The organism is Microbacterium sp. P2_F9 (assembly GCF_056403635.1).
On record NZ_JBFUFC010000065.1, the window covers coordinates 1 to 18271 of the forward strand.

Below are 18271 nucleotides of genomic sequence, written 5' to 3' on the forward strand. Positions count from 1 at the left end.
CCCGCACATAGCGCCGAGAATCGGAGGTGTTCGGCTCGGCCTCCAGATACTCTCGCACGGATCGCGTGAACAGCCGGCTGAGATGCGTGGACACATTGATCTTGGTCATGCCTGCGACGATCGCGGCCGTGATGTCGGCATCCGCGACCCCTGACGAACCGTGCAGCACCAGGGGAACCGGCACCGCGGCGTGGAGCCGTGCGATCAGCTCCAGATCGAGACGTGCCGTGCGATCGGCCATCGCATGAGAGGACCCGACGGCGACGGCCAGGGCGTCGACACMGGTCGCCTTCACGAACTCTCGCGCCTCATCAGGGTCGGTCCGCACTCCGGGAGCGTGGGCGCCGTCCTTGCCGCCGATCATTCCGAGCTCGCCCTCCACGAACAGGCCGGCAGCATGTGCGCGCCGGGCCACCCGGGCGGTGACCGCGACGTTGTCGGGATAGTCCAGGGCGCCCCCGTCGAACATCAGCGAGCTGAATCCCAGGGCGATGGCCTCATCAGCGATGTCTTCGCGATCGGCGTGGTCCAGATGCACCGACACCGGGGCGGCGGCGCGCCGGGCGATCGCGAGCGTCGCGAGGGCGATCGGCTCAAGGCCACCGTGGAAGTCGGCGCAGTTCTGCGAGACCTGCAGGACGACGGGCAGGCCGGCACGATCGGCGGCATCGACGAACGCCTCCGCGGTCTCGATGTGGATGACATTGAACGCCGCCAGCCCGATGCGGTCGGCGGCGGCTGCCGCCACCAGGTCACGTGTGGATGCGAGGGGCATCAGGTCTCCGAGGTCGAAATCAGTGCCGCAACGGTGTGGTCGCGGGCTGCTGTGTGCCGGGGCGCCTCCGACTCCTTCGGCTGGAACAGGACGACATCAGCCAGCAGCGCGGTGTGGCGAGGGGAGATTTCGCCGGCCGTCGGCATCAGCACGGCGGCCGCGGACCACGCTGTTGCCACGCGCACGAGGGTGTCGAGGGTGGTTTCGCCGAGGCTGAGGTGGGCGGCGACCGCGGCCACGGCAGCGTCACCCGCGCCGGTCGGGTTCCCGACCAGTGCATAGGGCAGGCGCGCGCCGATCGGATGCCTCGGATCGGCCCGGGACACGGCGAACATGCCGTCCGCGCCCAGCGACACGAGCACCGTGCCCGCGCCCAGTTCGAGCAGAGTATGTGCGCCGCGGAGAGGATCGCTCTCACCTGTCGCCTCGCGGAGTTCACCGGCGTTCGGCTTCACGATGTCCGCGCCGGCACGGGCGGCGGCGAGCAGTGCCGGCCCGGAGGTGTCGACGATGGCCGGGATGCCTCGCTCGCGCGCGAACGCGACGAGCCGCGGGTACAGATCCTCCGGAGCCCCAGGGGGGAGACTCCCCGACACCGCCATCACCGTGGCGTCGGCAAGCGCATCCTCAACGACCGCGAGCAGTTCGTCCCAGTCGCCGTCGGTCAGTGGTTCGCCGACCTCATTGAGGATCGTCGTGGTCCCGTCRGCCTCGACGATCGCGGCGGTCTGCCGTGTCGATGTCGAGCAGCTGACGAGCCGGCGGGGGATGGCGCTCTCGGCGAGGTCTTGGGCGAACACTTCGCCGACGGCACCACCGACCGGTGCGACCGCGAGTACGTCGAAACCCTGCTGGGCGGCGACACGGGCGACATTGACGCCCTTGCCACCGGCTCGCCTGACGGCCGTCGGCACCCGGTGGGATTCACCCGGCGAGAGGTCCGGGAGTGTCCACGTCATGTCCAAGGCGGGGTTCGGTGTGACGGTGACGATCACGATGGCATCGCAGTGACCGCGATGCCGGACATCTGGGCGGCGAGATCCCGGGCAAGCAGCGCCGCTCCCAGCAGCCCGGCGTTCTCGCCGACCTCCGCGCGAAGCAGCAGCGGGCGCCGGTGGAAGCTCAGCAGCGCGTCGACTTGCCGCCTGACCGGTTCGAGGAGAGTGTCGCCGGCCTCCGCCAAGCCGCCGCCCAGCACGACCGCCTGTGGAGCGAGAGTGGCGACCAGGTGAGCGATGGCAGCGGCGAGAGCGGTAGCCGCCGCGTCCCACACTGCCGCGGCATCCGGGTCTCCGGCCGCCGCGCGAGCCACCACTTCTCTCGTGCCCGTGATGGTGCGTCCGGTCCGGGCTGTGTAGCGACGGACGATCGCACCCCCGGCCGCCACCGTCTCGAGGCAGCCTCGGGCACCGCAGGGGCAGAGTTCGCCCTGGGGATCGACGCAGGCGTGTCCGATCTCACCCGCGTAACCGCCGCCGAGGTGGACCCGCCCGTCGATGATCAGCGTGGCTGACACGCCGGTGCCGATCACGATGACGACCGCGTCGCTGAAGGGCCGAGCCGCGCCGAGGCGATGCTCGACCGTGCCCGCTGCCCGCACGTCGTGGATGAATGCAACGGGGAGCTGAAGAGCGCTCTGGGCGATGGCACGCACCGGCGCGTCACGCCAGCCGAGATTGCTCGAGTAGACGCCGACGCCGGCCGCCTCGTCGACGATCCCCGGTGCTGCGAGTCCTGCCGCGACCGGATGCACATCGGGAAATGCATCCATGAGTTCGCCGGCGATGACGGCGAGTCGCGCTCCGATGACTTCGGCCGGCGAGGTCTCGTCTCGTGGAGTCGGTGAGCGGTTCAGTCCGAGCATGGACCCGGACCCGTCGAAGAGTGCCGCTTTGATGTCCGTGCCACCGACGTCGAACGCGACCACGGGAGCACCACGATCGAGGGTCTGTGGGCGTCGTGACGCGGCATCCGTGGTCGTCATGGTGTGAGGATGACAGATCGGGTCAGGTTGCGCGGTTCATCGGGGTTGAGGCCCTTCGCGCGCGCCCGCGCGAGGGCGACGCGCTGAGCGCGGATCAGGTCGGCGAGCGGATCGATGCCGCGGGTCTCGGCGCGAGCGCCGGTCGCGGTGATGTCGTCGATGAGCCCCTCCGGCGGGACGCCGAAGTGCCACGTGACTCGACCTGGCGCGGCGATGCTGATCGGTCCGTGGCGGTACTCCATCGCGGGGTACGACTCGGTCCAGGACTGGGACGCCTCGCGCATCTTGAGTGCGGCCTCGTGCGCCAGGCCGATCGTCCATCCGCTGCCCAGAAACGTGTACTGCTCGGCGTCGACGAGCTCCGGGTCGAGCTCTTCGCCGATGGCTCGCTCGGCGTCGGCGATGGCTGCGTCGAGGCTCTGCCCGAGCGACGCGCGGAAGAGGGTGAGGGCAGACGTCGCGAAGCGTGTCTGCACCACGGACTGCTCGTCGGCGAACGGCAGCGCGATCGTGTCGTCCACCAGGTCCACCAGCGGCGAGGTCGGGTCACCGACGACGCCGATGGTGCGAACTCTGCCTCGCAGTCGTTCGACCAGTTCGATGACCTCGGTCGTCGTCCCCGAGCGCGTCAGCGCGACGACGGCGTCATAGCGCCGATCGGTGAAGGCCTCCGACGCGGTGAAGGCGTCGGTCTCACCGAGTCCGGCCGCTTCCCGGAGCGTTGCATAGGCCTGCGCCATGAACCACGAGGTGCCGCATCCGACCACCGCGATCCGCGCGCCGACAGCGGGGAGCAGCGCCTGCTCGGTGCGCATCTCGACGGCGCGGGCCCAGGTTGCGGGCTGCGAGAGGATCTCGGCGGCCATGTGTTCGGTACGCAGTGCGGCAGTCGATGCGTCCACGGGGGAGCCTTCCTCGATGCGGCTTCGTAGTTTCCGCGTGTCGTTTGCTGATGGATCTATGATTGCAAATGATTGATAAACATGTCAAACAGTCAGCAAACATCACCCTGACTCTCCCAACGGACTTCGTGGAAGCGGGGCGGACCTCTAGACCGCCGGCTCGGCGCTCCGATACTCTGACGCGCATCGGGGGGAGGCGCGGCCATGGTGCAGGCCCCCGCTGTCGGCCCGATCACCTTTGCGCGCGGCATCCGCAGTCAAGGATTCCTCGATTTCGCCGGCACGATGTGGCGCGAGCATGGCGATGTGTTCGAAGCGCACCTCGGGCCCCGTCGACTCGTGTTCGTCATGCACCCCGATGCCGTGGAGCAGGTCACAGTCTCGGGCCGTCAGCGGTACGAGAAGATGGGCAGCTATGACGCGGTCCGCCGATACCTGATCGGCGATGGACTGGTCGGCAGCACGGGGGACCTGTGGCGCCGTCAGCGAAAGCTGATGGCGCCGATGTTCACTCCGCGCGGCGTCGCCACCTACGCGGACGTGGTCATCAAGGACGCACTCCGCTTCGCGGAGCGGTGGGAAGGCCTCGCCGGCGAGGTGCAGGTCGACCTTGCCGAAGAGATGATGCTGATCACGGCGACGATCATCCTCAAGGCGATGTTCAGTTCCGAGACCCCGGAATCGATCAGCGAGATGAAGGGCGCAGTCGAGACGATGGTCGCCTTCGCCGACACCCAGATGGTGCCGCTGCGGGTGCCGGCCTGGATTCCGAGCGCACGAAACCGCCGCTATGGCGACGCTCGAGGTCTGGTGCATCGCTCCATCGAAGCCCTCATCAGCGAGCGCTTGGCGATGGACGAAGCGGATTGGCCGAGTGATCTGCTGTCGCGCCTGATGGCGGCCCGTGACCCCGACACCGGTGCGCCGATGGCGGAGCACCTGGTGCGCGATGAAGCGATCACAATGTTCTTCGCCGGTCACGAGACCACAGCGCGGACGATGACCGCCGCCTGGTACGCGCTCGCGTCGAACCCCGATGTGGCAGATCGCCTCCATGAGGAGCTGGATGAGGTGCTCGGCCGCCGCGTCCCCACGCTGGACGACCTGCACGGTCTGCCGTACACCCTGCGCGTCGTCAAAGAGGTGCTGCGGCTCTATCCGGCCGCGCCGTTCTATGCCCGAGACGCCATCGAAGACGACCGGATCGCCGGGTTCGACATCCCGGCGGGATCCACGATCATGCTCTCGCCCTTCTACACGCATCGGCACCCGGGGTTCTGGGCGGAGCCGGACCGTTTCGATCCCGATCGCTGGACGCGGGATGCCGAGACCGCGCGCCACGGACACGCCTATCATCCCTTCGCCGCAGGGCCTCGGATCTGCATCGGGAACAACTTCTCGCTGCTGGAGAGTCACCTTCTGCTCGCGATCCTCGCTCAGCGATTCGCTCCGCGGCTGCCGGACGGCTACGAACCCCGGTTCGTGATGCGCGGCACCATGAGCATCGACGGCGGCCTGCCCGCCGTCATCGAGAAGCGCTGACAGGCTCGGACTCAGCGCCCGGCCGTCAGTTCRCTTCGGGTGTGGCGATGAGGCGCATGAACGTCTCAAGCAGCGGCAGCGTCGGACGCTCAGGGTCCAGGAGTGCCTGGATGCGGAGGCCGTCCATCATGGCCATCACCATGGTGACCTTGTCGTCGGCGCTCAGCTCCTCGCTGTCGTGCGTGGTGGCCAGGCGTCCGCTGGAGAGATGCGCCCGCATCCGCTCCCGACGTTGGATGAAGAAGCCGTGCGCAGGATGGTCGGGGTTGGTGGCCGCGACAGTGATGGCGAGCCAGTTGCGCTGCTGCTCGGGGTGCGCGAACTCTTCGCGCAGCACCGTGCTGAGCACCCGCTCGGCGGGAACCTGTGACCCCATGATGCGTCGCGCGAGCTCCTCGTCGTCCTCATCGCGTTGGGCGAGCGCGGCGAGAAGGAGCTCATCCTTGCTGGCGAAGTGACGCAGCAGCGCCGCGTGGGTCACGTTCGCTCGGGCCGCGATGTCGCGCAGGGAGGCGCGTTCGTAGCCGTGCTCGGCGATGCTCGCTGATGCGGCCCGGACGATCTCCGCGCGCCGCGCGGGCGTGGAGGCCGACGGCCCGCGCGTTCTGCGTGACTTCGACGTTGCGTCCATATTGCTGACGGGTGTGGCGGTCACCTTCGGTCCTGCCTCTGCGTCGTGTGCTCTCCGGCTGAACGTACCGCACTCCTGGTCTGCACTTGCCAATTGTAACCAACATGGTTACAGTAGGCCAAAGGTAACCATGATGGTTACTTTTGTTCCTGGTGGTACGGATGCCGCGGCCAGCGACGGTCCGCTGCACAGCGGAGGCCACTCACTCACGATGAAGGAGTCACGGTGATGCATGCTCCATTCGCCCTGACCGCCGATGGCGGCGGCGACCAGTTCATCGTCACAAGTGGGACGCCCCGCCTTTCGTTCAAGGTTTCGCCCGCAGCCCCGGCCGAGTCGCTGCACGAGCTCGAGGCGCGCATCGACGGATCGTCGCCGGTCCCGGCGACGCAGCTGTCGACCAGCCACCGGTTCGTGGCGTGGCCCTGGGGTGCGCTCAAGAGCGGGCAGCGCATTCAGTGGCGCGTGCGGACGGTCGCCGACGCGGCGACGTCGGAGTGGTCCGACTGGGCCGAGTTCGAGGTGGGACTGCGCAGCGACGACTGGACGGCATCCTGGATCTCACCCGTCGAGTCACCCGACGCCGGATACGGTCAGCGGCCCGCGCACCTGCTGGCCACCGAGTTCGAACTGATCGAGCCAGTGCGATCGGCGCGGCTGTACTCGACAGCGCTCGGCGTCTATACGGCGACCGTGACCGGCGAGCGTGTGGGGACGGCGGAGCTGTCGCCCGGGTCGACCTCCTACGATCGGACTCTCTACGCGCAGGCGTCGGATGTCACCGAGGCGCTGCGGGCCGGTTCGAACCGGCTCGAGCTCGAGCTCTCGGACGGCTGGTATCGCGGACAGGTCGGCGCGTTTCGGATGCCGGCCGGGTGGGGGACCGTGCTCGGTGCACGGGCGGAGTTGCACATCGAGCACACCGACGGAACGCGCCGGATCATCCGCAGCGACGAGACCTGGACGAGCAGACGATCGGCGGTCGTCCGCGCCGACCTGATGGACGGACAGACCGTCGACTTCAGCGTGGGGGAGGGCAGCCCTGTCCCCGTGCTCGTGGGCGCGGTGGATGCTCCGGACATCGAGTGGTCGCCGGCGCCTCCCGTGCGGGTCGTGGAGTCACGGGCGCCGAAGTCGCTCCACGAGGTCGAGCCGGGCGTGTGGGTCGTCGACTTCGGTCAGAACGCGTCGGGCTGGATCCGCCTGACCGACCTCGGTCCTGCCGGGACGATCAGCATCATCGACTACGGCGAGCACCTCGGCATCGACGGAGACCTCTCCACCGCCCATCTCGACTCCGAGCGCCCCGGCGAACCGCCGGTGGTCTTCGTCCAGCGCGATGAGGTCGTCGCCGGATCGGGTGACGAGGTCTTCGCGCCCCGCCACACCGTCCACGGATTCCAGTATGCGCGGATCACCCGCCACGGCGCACCGCTGAAGCCCGCCAGCGTCACGATGCAGGTCGTGCACACCGACCTGCGGCGCACCGGAACCTTCACCTGCAGCGACGAGGACCTCAACCGACTGCACACGATCGCCGACTGGAGCTTCCGCGGCAACGCCGTCGACGTCCCCACCGACTGCCCGACCCGAGAGCGCCTGGCCTGGACCGGCGACTACCAGATCTTCGCTCCGACAGCGACGCGACTGTATGACGTGCTCGGCTTCAGCCGGAAGTGGCTGCGGTCGGTGCGCGACGACCAGCTCGAGGACGGGCGGATCGCGAACTTCTCCCCGGACGGCCGCCGCATCAAGCACCACCTCGACGACCAGTTCGCGATGATGACCGGCTCAGCGGGCTGGGGCGACGCGATCGTGGCCGTGCCGTGGGAACTCTACGAGTCCTACGGCGACGAGCAGGTTCTCGCGGAGAACTGGGACGCGATGGTCCGCTGGGTCGAATGGGCGCTCGACAAGGCGCGCACCGAGCGCCACCACGCACGCCGCCAGCAGAGCCCGGAGCCCGAATGGTTCGAGGAGTACCTGTGGGACGGCACCTTCCACTGGGGTGAGTGGACGGAGCCGAAGGAACGCTCCGCCGACGGCATCCCGATCGACCCGATCAAGACGAACCCGATGGCGTGGTTCATGGCGGACAAGGGCGAAGTCGGCACCGCGTACCTCTACCGCTCCACGGCAACGCTTTCGCGCGCGGCATCCGTTCTCGGGCACCACGTCGAGGCGGCACGCTATGCGCGCACCGCTGAGCAAGTCCGTTCGGCCTGGCAGGCCGCGTACCTGCACGCCGACGGCACGACCGTCGCCGACACCCAGGCGAGTTATGTGCGCGCGCTGTCGTTCGGGTTGGTGCCTGACGAGCTGCGGGATGCCGCGGCCACCCGCCTCGTCGAACTCATCCGCGCCGCCGACACGCACCTGCGCACCGGCTTCCTCTCCACCGGCGACCTGCTGCCCGTGCTCTCYGACACCGGGCACGCGGATGTCGCGTACGAGCTGCTCTTCCAGCGCACCGCGCCGTCATGGCTGAACATGATCGACCGGGGTGCGACGACGATCTGGGAGGACTGGGACGGCGTCGACGAGGTCGGCGCCGCGCACGAGTCCCTCAACCATTACAGCAAGGGTGCGGTGATCCGCTTCCTGCACACCCACACGCTTGGCCTGCGTCAGGAGCCAGGCGCAATCGCCTGGGAATCCGTCGTGATCGAGCCGGTCCCCGGGCCATCACTCACCTGGGCAAGAGGCTCACACATGACCCCGCAGGGGACCATCCGCGTCGAATGGCGCATCGAAGACGACGAGCTCCACATCTCCGCGGACATTCCGGCAGCGACATCCGCCCGCATCGTGTTCCCCGACGGCACCGTCGCCCAGGCGGGGCCCGGCATGTACCGCGGGCACCGGAGTCTGCGGCATCCGTCGYTCGCACAAGCACTGACGAACTGACCAAAGAACTGATCGACCGAGAGGACGAAGATGACCACTTTCCCCGAGCACTTCCTGTGGGGCGCGGCTACGGCCGGGCACCAGATCGAAGGCAACAACGTCAACAGCGACTGGTGGGCGCGCGAGCAGCTGATGCCGGGCATGGAGCTGTCCGGCGACGCCTGCGACAGCTACCACCGCTACGCCGAAGACATCCAGCTGCTGGCCGACGCCGGCCTGACCGCGTACCGCTTCAGCCTGGAGTGGTCGCGCATCGAGCCGATCCGCGGACGGTTCTCCAAGGCCGAACTCGCCCACTACCGCCGCGTCATCGACGCCTGCCTGGATCGCGGCATCACCCCCGTCGTCACCCTGCAGCACTTCACCACGCCGCAGTGGTTCGCCGAAGCGGGCGGATGGTCAGGCCCGGAGGCGAAGGACCTGTTCTCGCGGTACGTGGAGCAGGCGTGCACGATCCTCGACGGCGTCGAGTGGGTCGCGACGATGAACGAGCCCAACATGCAGGCCGCGATCATGACCGCCATGAAGCGCATGGAGCAGGCCGGCGGGCAGTGGGTGAGCCCCACCGTCGAGGGCGAGTACGCCAGCGACGAAGAGCGAGAGCAGGCGGCGCGCAACAACTTCCTCGCCTACGCCGACCCGGCGATCAGTCGCGCATTCGTCGAGATCCACCACGCCGCCCGCGCCATCGTCCGGGAGCACACCGACGCCAAGGTGGGCTGGACCATCGCAGCCGGCGCGCTGACCGCGGCACCCGGCGGCGAGGAGAAGCTCCTCGAGATCCGCTACGGCAAAGAGGACATCTTCTGGGAAGGCAGCCGCGGCGACGACTGGGCCGGCGTGCAGGCGTACTCGAGCCAGCAGGTCGATGCGAACGGGCTCGTCCCGCACCCGCAGCTGCCCGACAACACCCTCGTCGGCACCACCTACCGGCCTGATTCGCTCGCCATGGCCGTCCGCCACGCGACCGAGGTGACGCAGGGCGTTCCCATCCTCATCACCGAGAACGGCATCGCCACCGCCGACGACACCCAGCGGATCCGCTACACCGACGAGGCCCTGCAGGGTCTGCTCGGAACGATCGCCGACGGCATCGACGTGCGCGGCTACCTCCACTGGTCGCTGCTGGACAACTTCGAGTGGGGCCACTGGGAGCCGACCTTCGGCCTGATCGCCATCGACCGCGACACTTTCGCTCGCACCCCCAAGCCCAGCCTCGCCTGGCTCGGCCAGGTCGCCCAGCGCAACGCGCTCCCCGTGGGGGTGCCCGCGTGAGCTTCCCCTTCGCGGACGTCTCCGCATCGCCCGTCGACAGCCTGCTGTCGCTCGCTGGTCGCCGCGCCCTCGTCACCGGCGGTGGACGCGGGCTCGGCAAGGCGATTGCTGTGCGCCTCGCGGAGGCGGGCGCCGCCGTCGCGGTGGCAGACATCGACGAAGCACTGGCCCGGGACGCGGCATCCGACATCGCCGGTCGATTCGGCGGTGACGTCGTCGGCGTGCGCATGGACGTCACGGATGCCGAGTCCGTCCGCGTCGCGACCGCCGAGGCCATCGCGGCACTCGGCGGCCTCGATGTCTGGGTGAACAACGCCGGCGTGTTCCCGAGCATCCCGGTGCTCGACACCGAAGACGACGCCTGGGAGCAGGTCTTCGCCGTCAACGCCCGCGGCGTCTTCAACGGCTCTCGCGAAGCCGCCCGTCGCATGGCCTCAACCGGATCCGGGGTCATCGTCAACATCGTCTCGACCGCCGGCTTCGAGGGCACCGCCCCTGGGCTCTCGGCATACGTCGGTTCGAAGCATGCCGTCCGCGGCATGACGAAGCAGATGGCCCTCGAGTTCGCCCCTCTCGGCATCCGGGTGCTGGGTGTCGCCCCGACCTTCGTCCCGACCGAAGGGAACATCGCCGCCGCTGCTGCCGCGATGCAGGCAGCGGGAGTCGATCCCACCATGATGCCCGTCATGAGCCAGAGCCTGATCGGTCGTCTCGGAACCCCCGACGACATCGCCCGGGTGGTCCTGTTCTGCGCGAGCGACATGTCGATGATCATGACCGGCAGCACCCTCCTGGCCGACGCCGGCCAGACCATCTGAACCCGGCACACGCCACCGAAGGACACCTCATGCTCAAGCCCAAGCAGACACCCACCCGCGAACTGGTCAACCTCGACGGCGTCTGGCGGTTCGCGATCGACACCCGGCTCCCCGAACAGCCATGGCTCGCACCGCTGGACACGTCGCTCGAAGCCGCCGTCCCGGCCAGCTACAACGACCTGTTCGCAGACCCGGAGATCCGGGACCACGTGGGCTGGGTCTATTACCAGCGTGAGGTCCGCATCCCGCGAGGGTGGCAGGAGGAGCGAATCCTGCTGCGCTTCGACGCGGCAACCCACGCGGCGCGTGTCTATGTCGACGACCAGCTGGCCGGGGAGCATGTCGRCGGCTACACGCCTTTCGATGTGGACCTGACCGATCTGGTCGCGGCGGGCGGATCGTTCCGGCTGACAGTCGCGGTGAGCCCGGACCTCACGAACGAAACCGTCCCGCCGGGCAAGATCGAAGTCGGCATGGACGGCCGCCGCCGGCAGACCTACTTCCACGACTTCTACAACTACGCCGGCCTCGCTCGATCCGTGTGGCTCTACAGCACGCCGCGCATCCATGTCACCGACGTGACCGTCGTCACGGACTTCGACGGCGCGGTCGGATCGGTCGAGTACCGGGTCGCGACGTCGGATGTCGCCGACGTGCGGGTGCGGCTTGCCGATGCGTCCGGCCGCGTCATCGCGCAGGCGACCGGAGCGTCCAGCACGCTGACCGTGTCGGACGTCGTGCTCTGGCGTCCAGGCGCCGCCTACCTCTACGAGCTGACGATCGAAGCAGTCACGGAGGAGCAGGTCGTCGACAGCTACTCGCTCCCGGTCGGCGTCCGCACTGTCGAGGTGCGCGGCCACGAGTTCCTCATCAATGGGGAGCCGTTCTACTTCACCGGGTTCGGCAAACACGAAGATGCCCCGGTCCGCGGCAAGGGACACGACGACGCGTTCATGGTCCACGACTTCCAGCTCATGGACTGGGTCGGTGCGAACTCCTTCCGCACGTCTCACTACCCCTACGCCGAGGAGGTCCTCGAATTCGCCGACCGCCACGGCATCGTCGTCATCGACGAGACCGCCGCCGTCGGACTCAACATGGGCGTCGTCGGAGGGATGTCGGGGACGCCCCCGTTCCCGACCTTCTCCGAGCAGTACGCAAACGCGAACACGCACGCGGCCCACGCGCAGCACCTTCGCGAACTGATCGCCCGCGACAAGAACCACCCGAGCGTGGTCATGTGGTGCATCGCCAACGAGCCGGCCTCGAACGAGGACGGCGCACGCGAGTACTTCGAGCCCCTTGTCGAGCTGACCCGCGAGTTGGACCCGACACGTCCGGTCACCTACGCGCTGGTGATGTTCGCGACGTTCCAGAACGACAAGATCATCGACCTCTTCGACGTGGTCAGCATGAACCGCTACTACGGCTGGTACATCGCCACGGGAGATCTGAAGGTCGCAGAGATGTACCTGCAGGGCGACATCCAGGGATGGATCGAGCGCACCGGCAAGCCCATCATGATGACCGAGTACGGCGCCGACACGCAGCCCGGCGTCCACTCCATCTGGGACGCGGCATGGACCGAGGAGTATCAGCGCGACTACCTCGCCATGAACCACCGCGTGTTCGACCGCTTCCCGCAGTTCGTCGGCGAGCAGGTGTGGAACTTCGCCGACTTCGCCACCTCCAACGGCATCCACCGCGTGGAAGGCAACAAGAAGGGCGTCTTCACCCGCGACCGCAAACCCAAGACCGCGGCGCACGCCCTCCGCGACCGGTGGCGCGGCCTGAACGGCCGCAAGCCCGGCACCACCGACTGATACCCCGACCCACCAGCCCGCCACCGACATCCACAATTGACAAAGGAGTCCACCATGAACACCGACGATGACCTCACCGCCGACGAGGCAGAGCGCATCACCATCGCGGCCGCAACCGGCCGGCCGATGACGGCCGGCCCGGCTGCCGGTCCGCTGACCACCACCGTCCGCGCCGAAAACGGTCCCACCGAGCCCGTGACCAAGCGCTTCATCCTGTGGCTCGTCCTGCTGAACTTCGGCGCCGCGATGGCCTTCATCGTTCCGCTGACGTACTCGCTCGCGCTGCGCATCCAGCAGCTCGCGCCCGGCCACGAGGAGATCCTCGGATACGCGACCGGCATCGCCCAGACGGTCTTCATCCTCTCGTCGCCGCTGATCGGTATCTGGAGTGACCGCACCCGCAGTCGCCTCGGGCGACGCAAGCCCTTCATCATCGGCGGCATCGTGATCGGCATGATCGGGCTCGCCATCATCGGCGTCTCCCCGAACGTTCCCGTCATGATCCTCGGCTGGACGATCGGCATGCTCGGCTGGGCGAATGCGGCCGCAACGGTGCTGTTCATCCAGGCCGACCAGTTGCCGGACGCACAGCGCGGCAAGGTGTCGGCCCTGACCGGTGTCGCCGCGCAGGTCGCCGCCATCATGGGCATCGGCGTCGTCTACGCAGTCGTCAATGTCAGCCAGTTCCTCGTCTTCGTGCTGCCCGGCATCGTCGGAACGATCCTGGCGCTGTTCTTCGTGTTCTTCGGGAAGGATGCCGATTCCCGCCACATGGACCTGCCCAGCGACAAGATCTCGCTGAAGAAGGTCTTCGGCGCCTTCGTGTTCAACCCGCGGAAGTACCCCGAATTCGGCTGGAACTGGCTGGGCCGGTTCATCTTCTTCGTCGGGCTGTACTTCAACACCGCATTCGGCACGTTCTTCTACTCGCAGCGACTCGGCCTGCCGATCGCCGAGATCGCCGGGATCGTCGCGATCATCGGACTGCTCGGCATCGTCGCGGCCGTCGTAGGAGCGATCGGCGGAGGCTGGCTGTCAGACAAGCTCGGTCGCCGCAGGCTGTTCGTCGGGATCGGCGCGGGCCTGTTCGCCGTCGGCGCGATCGTCGAGGCGACCGCATACACGATGCCCAGCCTCATCGTGGGCGCTGTGCTCATGAACCTCGCGCTGGCCGCCTTCGGTGCGGTCGACCAGGCGATCGTGATGGCCATCCTGCCCGACCGCGCCGAGGCCGGCCGCTACATGGCTGTCGTTCAGTTCGCGCAGAAGATCCCGAGCGCGTTCGCCCCGATCCTGGCGGCGGCGATCATCACGATCGGCGCTGCCGAGGGCGTGAAGAACTACACGCTCCTCTACCTGGTGGGTGGCGCACTCGCCCTCGTCGGTGCGGCGCTGATCATCTTCAAGGTCAAGTCGGTTCGCTGAGCAGAGATCGGGTGGCGCGCATGCGCGCCACCCGATCTCTCCGTCCTTTAAGGCCGGACGACCTGCGGCTCAGCCCGAACGCGCGAACTGCCGGCGGGATATAGTGCCGCGCAGGAGGATGCCGGTGGTCGCTGGAACGATGGCTGTCCGAGGGTGAGCGTCGCTGCCATCGCCGCCGTCACTGCGCTCGTCGCCGGCGGGATCACCGCTGGGCTGATCGCCATCCTGCACGTCCTCGAGCCCGAGTACGACCCGTCCTGGCGGATGATCAGCGAGTACTCCCTCGGGCGATACGGGTGGGTCATGCGCCTGGCCTTCGTCACGATGGCCATCAGCCCCGCCGCGACGTGCGTCGCCCTATGGCCGTTCGGCGGCGCCTGGACCATCGGCCTTGCCGCCGTCGCGCTGGGCGCGCTCGGTGCCGCGTTCATCGACTCAGATCCGATCATGACTCCGCGGGCTCAATCCACGCCCGTGGGCAGAGCGCACACGGTGCTGGGCGGCCTGTGCCTCGCCGGCTTTCCGCCTGCCGCGCTGTTGGCGGGAGTCGGGGTGGCGCCTGCGCTCGGCTGGACGCTGGCGATCGCATCCGTTGTTCCGATAGCCGGTCTGGTGTGGTTCCTCACCGCCGCTGCGCCCGCCCGCGGCCAGGGCGGCTCGCCCGAGATCCGAATCGGATGGCCGGACAGGTTCTGCCTCCTCGCCTACCTGGCGTGGGTGGTGCTCGCCGCCGTCGGCGTGCTGTCCGCCGTGTGACGCAGCAGAGCGCCGCCAGATCTCTTCGTCACGCTGATAGCCTCCGAGGACCACCCTGCAAGCTCCTCCCGAAGGAAACCAATATGTTCAACGACAACGGGTCGTTCCTGCTCGCCCTCCTCGAGTTCTTCCTGTTCTTCGCCTGGTTCATGTGCCTGTTCTGGGTCATCGGCGACATCTTCCGCAGCAGCGACCTGCGCGGCGGCGGGAAGACGCTCTGGATCATCTTCGTCATCCTCATCCCCTGGCTCGGTCTCCTGGTCTACCTGATCGCGCGTGGCAGCGGAATGCAGGAGCGCCAACTGGAGCAGATGAAGGCGATGCACGAGCGGCAGGCYGAATACATCCAGTCCGTCGCCAAGTCCTCCTCTTCGACGTCAGCGACCGAACAGATCGCCTCCGCCAAGTCCCTGCTGGACTCGGGTGCCATCACGCAGGCCGAGTTCGATGTCCTGAAGTCGAAAGCCCTCGCGTAGCGCTCGTTTCACGACTCGAGTCCCAGCCCGGAGCTCGGCCGCCGAACCTCTGAGGGCGCGAGCGACTCAGGGGTCTCGGCGCGGTCGTCGAACCCGTCGACGTCGTTGAACTCGGAGTTCGCGAATCCCTGCAGCGATCCGGACATGGCGAGCCCGAGCAGCACACCCAGTGCGATGCCCATCATCGTGGCGACCGTGGTGATGATCGTGCTGGCGCCCCCCAGATCGCCGTACAGCACGCTCGCGACGCCGATGAGCCCGAGTGCTCCTGGCACCAGGAGCCAGAAGGCGGGCAGGAAGCTGACCAGCGCGGGCGGGCCGGTGCGCTGCCGGGCGATGACCACGGCGACCGGCGTCATCACCGCGGCGCCTACGAGTGCAGACAGCACTCCGTCGAAGAGGACGTCGCCGAGCACCTGCGCGCCGTAAGCCACGTAGAGCACGACCAGGATCCATCCGATCGATCGGCGTCGCGCGCACTGATAGACGGTGATGCCGAGACCGAAAACGGCCACCGCGATCCACGGGGCAACGGGGCCGAGCGGGTTCTCGCCTGCGGGCTCGTGCGCGGGAATGCCGACGAGGGCGGATGCTGCGACGATGCCGGTTGCGAGAAGGAGCAGGCGCATCGCACCGGCCGCTACACGTGCCGCTCCCGACATGATCTGGCCGGTCGCGAGCTCGATGACTCCGATGGTCAGCAGTCCTCCTGGAAGGAGAATGACCAGCGGTGCGACCATCGCGGGAAGAACGCCCGGATCGACGGCTCGCCCGACGACGAGCACGATCAGCGCGACGCTCAGCGAGACAGCGACGACGATGAGCGCTTGGGAACTCGACGCAAGCCGCTCGCTGAGGAGCAGCACCGTTCCGACCGCGAGTCCCAGCAGCCCGGCGAGCAGAACTCCCAGCCAAGAGGATTCGAGCAGCACACTGAGCGCCGCCGAAAGGAGTCCGTAGGCGCCGATCCGCTGCATGCGAGAGTACGGCGGGGGAAGGACGGCTACGCGATCGATCTGTCGCCTGACCCACGCCGCGGCACCCGGGCGGCTGCGGGCGACGCCGACGATCCGGTCGACCATGTCGACTTGGTGAAGGAGATACGGCGAGTCGCCGGCTGAAACCGCGCGGGTCTGCGCCACGGCACTGTCGGCGGAGGACACGAGGATCGATGTCGGGTAGACGATCGCCTGGATTGAGGGCCGGCCGCTTGCCGCCGCCATGTCTTCCAGCGCGTCGCGGACCAGGCCCACCGGGTACCCGCTGTCGATCATGGCTGTCCCCAGCGCCGCCATCGAATCCAGCACAACCGGGACGCTGACCGCCTCTGTGGTCACCACTGCCCGGCGTTCGGGCGGCGCGGGCGCCGGGCGCCTGCGCATCAGCGACCAGACGAACAGCCCAGCCGCGAGGAGCACCCCGACAGCTATGAGCAGCGTAGGAAGGGCGATCGTGGAGGTGGTGATCGCGGGGGGCACAGCGGGCACCGGGGCGACTGTGGAGGTGGGCGCGGGTGTGGTCGAAGGTGTGGGGGTCGGTGAGGGAGTGGGCGTCGCCGACTCGCCGGGGGTGGGGCCGGGCGTCGCTGAACTCGTCGGGCTGGGTGCTGCCTCCTCCGTCTCGGTGGGAGTGGGGCTCGGTGACTCGGCGGGGCCATCCGGGGCTCCCGTCGCTGTGGGMTCGCTGACTCCCTCGAGCTCGAAGCCCTGCTTCACGGAGACGGCCGCCCCCGCGGGGATGGACAGGATCATGCTGCCGAGTACTGCGACGACGCCCACGAAACCCAGCAAGCCCGTGTGCGCCTTCGGTCCTCGCATGGTGTCGCCGTCTCGCTCGGGTGCCTGTGAGAGCCACGGTACGCACATCGGCCTCGCGTTGCACTCCCTGAGTTTCGGGCGGGATCAGTCCTACTCTGGGGGGATGACTCGTCTTGAAACCGGTGTCGAGGCACCTGACTTCACGCTCGTCGATCAGGACGAGCGGCCGGTCACGCTGACCGGCCTGCGCGGCACTCCCGTAGTCCTCTTCTTCTATCCGGAAGCGATGACGCCCGGATGCACCACTGAGGCGTGCGACTTCCGGGACAGCCTTGGCCCGCTGCAGGCGGCGGGCTATCAGGTGTTCGGAGTGTCGCGCGACCTTCCGGAGAAGCTGCGTGAGTTCCGGGCCCGTGRCCACTTGACCTATGGCCTGTTGAGTGATCCCGAGCGTGCCGCGCACGAGGCGTATGGGGTGTGGGGTGAGAAGATCCGAGACGGTGAGGCGGTGATCGGGGTGATCCGCTCGACCTTCGTCATCGACGAGGAGGGTCGCGTTCGCCACGCCCTCTACGGTGTAGAACCCAACGGCCACGTGGCACACCTGAAGGAGATTCTCGCGGTCGGGGTCTGACCCGAGGCTCAACCCCTGAGCGGGCCTCGCCCTCGTCCGCACAGCGATCGTGTTCGAGTGCCCGACCCCATGGTCAGCCGCCGTGGGACGTCTTGGCCGATTCTCGCTCGTTCTGGCGCTGCTGCTTCTCGGCATCGCGTTGCGCCCGTTCGGCTTCGCGCTGTGCGCTCTCCGCGGCCTTGCGGGCCTCGTCGGCGCCCTCCGTCTTCACATCGGAGGCATGTGTCGACAGGGCGGGCGCAACGTCGGCGCCCGACGGTGCGGTCTCCGCGACGGGTTCGATCGCTACGTTGCCGCTCTCGCTGTCCATGCTGAGCGGTTCGACGATGACGCCACTGCCTGGGGGCTCCGTCGCGGCGTCGACCGCAGTGGGCCAGACCGAAGCGGTGATTCCCAAGACAACTGCTGTCGCCAGCGAAGCCGTGAGCGCAACTGCTCCGGTGCGGACGCCGCGACGCCTTCCCGTTCGCAGAGCGGAAACCGCTCGCCCGGCTGGGGCGGCAACCCGCCGTGTCGGCGGAGCGGGTTCGGCGGGAAGGGCCTCGGCGGGAAGGAGGAAGGATGGC

General features: G+C 68.2%; 16 protein-coding genes. 9 read left to right on the forward strand and 7 right to left on the reverse strand.

What is annotated here, in order from left to right; genetic code table 11:
• The 4 genes from AC1DVT_RS08900 to AC1DVT_RS08915 all read right to left on the reverse strand — a co-directional run.
• On the reverse strand, positions 1-775 hold a 775-nt coding region (locus AC1DVT_RS08900; RefSeq protein WP_477388263.1), incomplete at its 3' end, for a class II fructose-bisphosphate aldolase.
• Positions 775-1770, reverse strand: coding sequence for a 1-phosphofructokinase family hexose kinase (locus tag AC1DVT_RS08905; protein WP_477388265.1), 996 nt, complete (start codon positions 1768-1770; stop codon positions 775-777). The genes AC1DVT_RS08900 and AC1DVT_RS08905, both read right to left, overlap by 1 nt.
• Complete coding sequence (locus tag AC1DVT_RS08910; RefSeq protein WP_477388267.1) at positions 1767-2759, reverse strand: ROK family protein; 993 nt, start codon at positions 2757-2759, stop codon at positions 1767-1769. The genes AC1DVT_RS08905 and AC1DVT_RS08910 overlap by 4 nt, the downstream gene beginning before the upstream one ends.
• Complete coding sequence (locus tag AC1DVT_RS08915; RefSeq protein WP_477388289.1) at positions 2756-3625, reverse strand: SIS domain-containing protein; 870 nt, start codon at positions 3623-3625, stop codon at positions 2756-2758. Before AC1DVT_RS08915 ends, AC1DVT_RS08910 begins: the two co-directional genes overlap by 4 nt.
• A gap of 240 nt (positions 3626-3865) precedes the next feature.
• Between AC1DVT_RS08915 and AC1DVT_RS08920 the strand changes: the two genes are divergently transcribed.
• Positions 3866-5203: a cytochrome P450 gene (locus AC1DVT_RS08920; protein ID WP_477388269.1), complete on the forward strand. Its 1338-nt coding sequence runs from the start codon at positions 3866-3868 to the stop codon at positions 5201-5203.
• Positions 5204-5228: 25 nt separating this feature from the next.
• Here AC1DVT_RS08920 and AC1DVT_RS08925 read toward each other — a convergent pair whose 3' ends face one another.
• Positions 5229-5858: a TetR/AcrR family transcriptional regulator gene (locus AC1DVT_RS08925; RefSeq protein WP_477388271.1), complete on the reverse strand. Its 630-nt coding sequence runs from the start codon at positions 5856-5858 to the stop codon at positions 5229-5231.
• Between the two features lie 204 nt (positions 5859-6062).
• Between AC1DVT_RS08925 and AC1DVT_RS08930 the strand changes: the two genes are divergently transcribed.
• The 7 genes from AC1DVT_RS08930 (at position 6063) to AC1DVT_RS08960 (ending at position 15314) form a co-directional block, all read left to right on the forward strand.
• A complete protein-coding gene (locus tag AC1DVT_RS08930) occupies positions 6063-8741 on the forward strand; it encodes an alpha-L-rhamnosidase (protein WP_477388273.1) in 2679 nt (892 codons plus the stop codon).
• A gap of 30 nt (positions 8742-8771) precedes the next feature.
• Positions 8772-10016, forward strand: a complete 1245-nt coding sequence (locus AC1DVT_RS08935; RefSeq protein WP_477388275.1) for a glycoside hydrolase family 1 protein — start codon at positions 8772-8774, stop codon at positions 10014-10016.
• A complete protein-coding gene (locus tag AC1DVT_RS08940) occupies positions 10013-10834 on the forward strand; it encodes an SDR family NAD(P)-dependent oxidoreductase (RefSeq protein ID WP_477388277.1) in 822 nt (273 codons plus the stop codon). Before AC1DVT_RS08935 ends, AC1DVT_RS08940 begins: the two co-directional genes overlap by 4 nt.
• Before the next feature lie 29 nt (positions 10835-10863).
• On the forward strand, positions 10864-12657 hold the full coding sequence (gene uidA, locus AC1DVT_RS08945) for a beta-glucuronidase (RefSeq protein ID WP_477388279.1): 1794 nt from the start codon (positions 10864-10866) through the stop codon (positions 12655-12657).
• Positions 12658-12711: 54 nt separating this feature from the next.
• Positions 12712-14082, forward strand: coding sequence for an MFS transporter (locus AC1DVT_RS08950; protein WP_457100741.1), 1371 nt, complete (start codon positions 12712-12714; stop codon positions 14080-14082).
• Positions 14083-14235: 153 nt separating this feature from the next.
• Positions 14236-14838, forward strand: coding sequence for a DUF998 domain-containing protein (locus tag AC1DVT_RS08955; RefSeq protein WP_477388281.1), 603 nt, complete (start codon positions 14236-14238; stop codon positions 14836-14838).
• Between the two features lie 83 nt (positions 14839-14921).
• Positions 14922-15314: an SHOCT domain-containing protein gene (locus AC1DVT_RS08960; protein WP_457100739.1), complete on the forward strand. Its 393-nt coding sequence runs from the start codon at positions 14922-14924 to the stop codon at positions 15312-15314.
• An 8-nt stretch (positions 15315-15322) separates the two neighbouring features.
• On the opposite strand, the gene AC1DVT_RS08965 is transcribed toward AC1DVT_RS08960, so the two are convergent.
• A complete protein-coding gene (locus tag AC1DVT_RS08965) occupies positions 15323-17131 on the reverse strand; it encodes a threonine/serine exporter family protein (RefSeq protein ID WP_477388283.1) in 1809 nt (602 codons plus the stop codon).
• A 103-nt stretch (positions 17132-17234) separates the two neighbouring features.
• On the opposite strand from AC1DVT_RS08965, the gene AC1DVT_RS08970 reads away from it, so the two are divergent.
• Positions 17235-17705 carry a peroxiredoxin gene (locus AC1DVT_RS08970; RefSeq protein WP_477388285.1) on the forward strand — a complete coding sequence of 157 codons (471 nt, stop codon included), beginning with the start codon at positions 17235-17237 and terminating at the stop codon, positions 17703-17705.
• A gap of 73 nt (positions 17706-17778) precedes the next feature.
• On the opposite strand, the gene AC1DVT_RS08975 is transcribed toward AC1DVT_RS08970, so the two are convergent.
• Positions 17779-18102 carry a hypothetical protein gene (locus tag AC1DVT_RS08975; protein ID WP_477388287.1) on the reverse strand — a complete coding sequence of 108 codons (324 nt, stop codon included), beginning with the start codon at positions 18100-18102 and terminating at the stop codon, positions 17779-17781.
• Positions 18103-18271 lie beyond the last annotated feature (169 nt).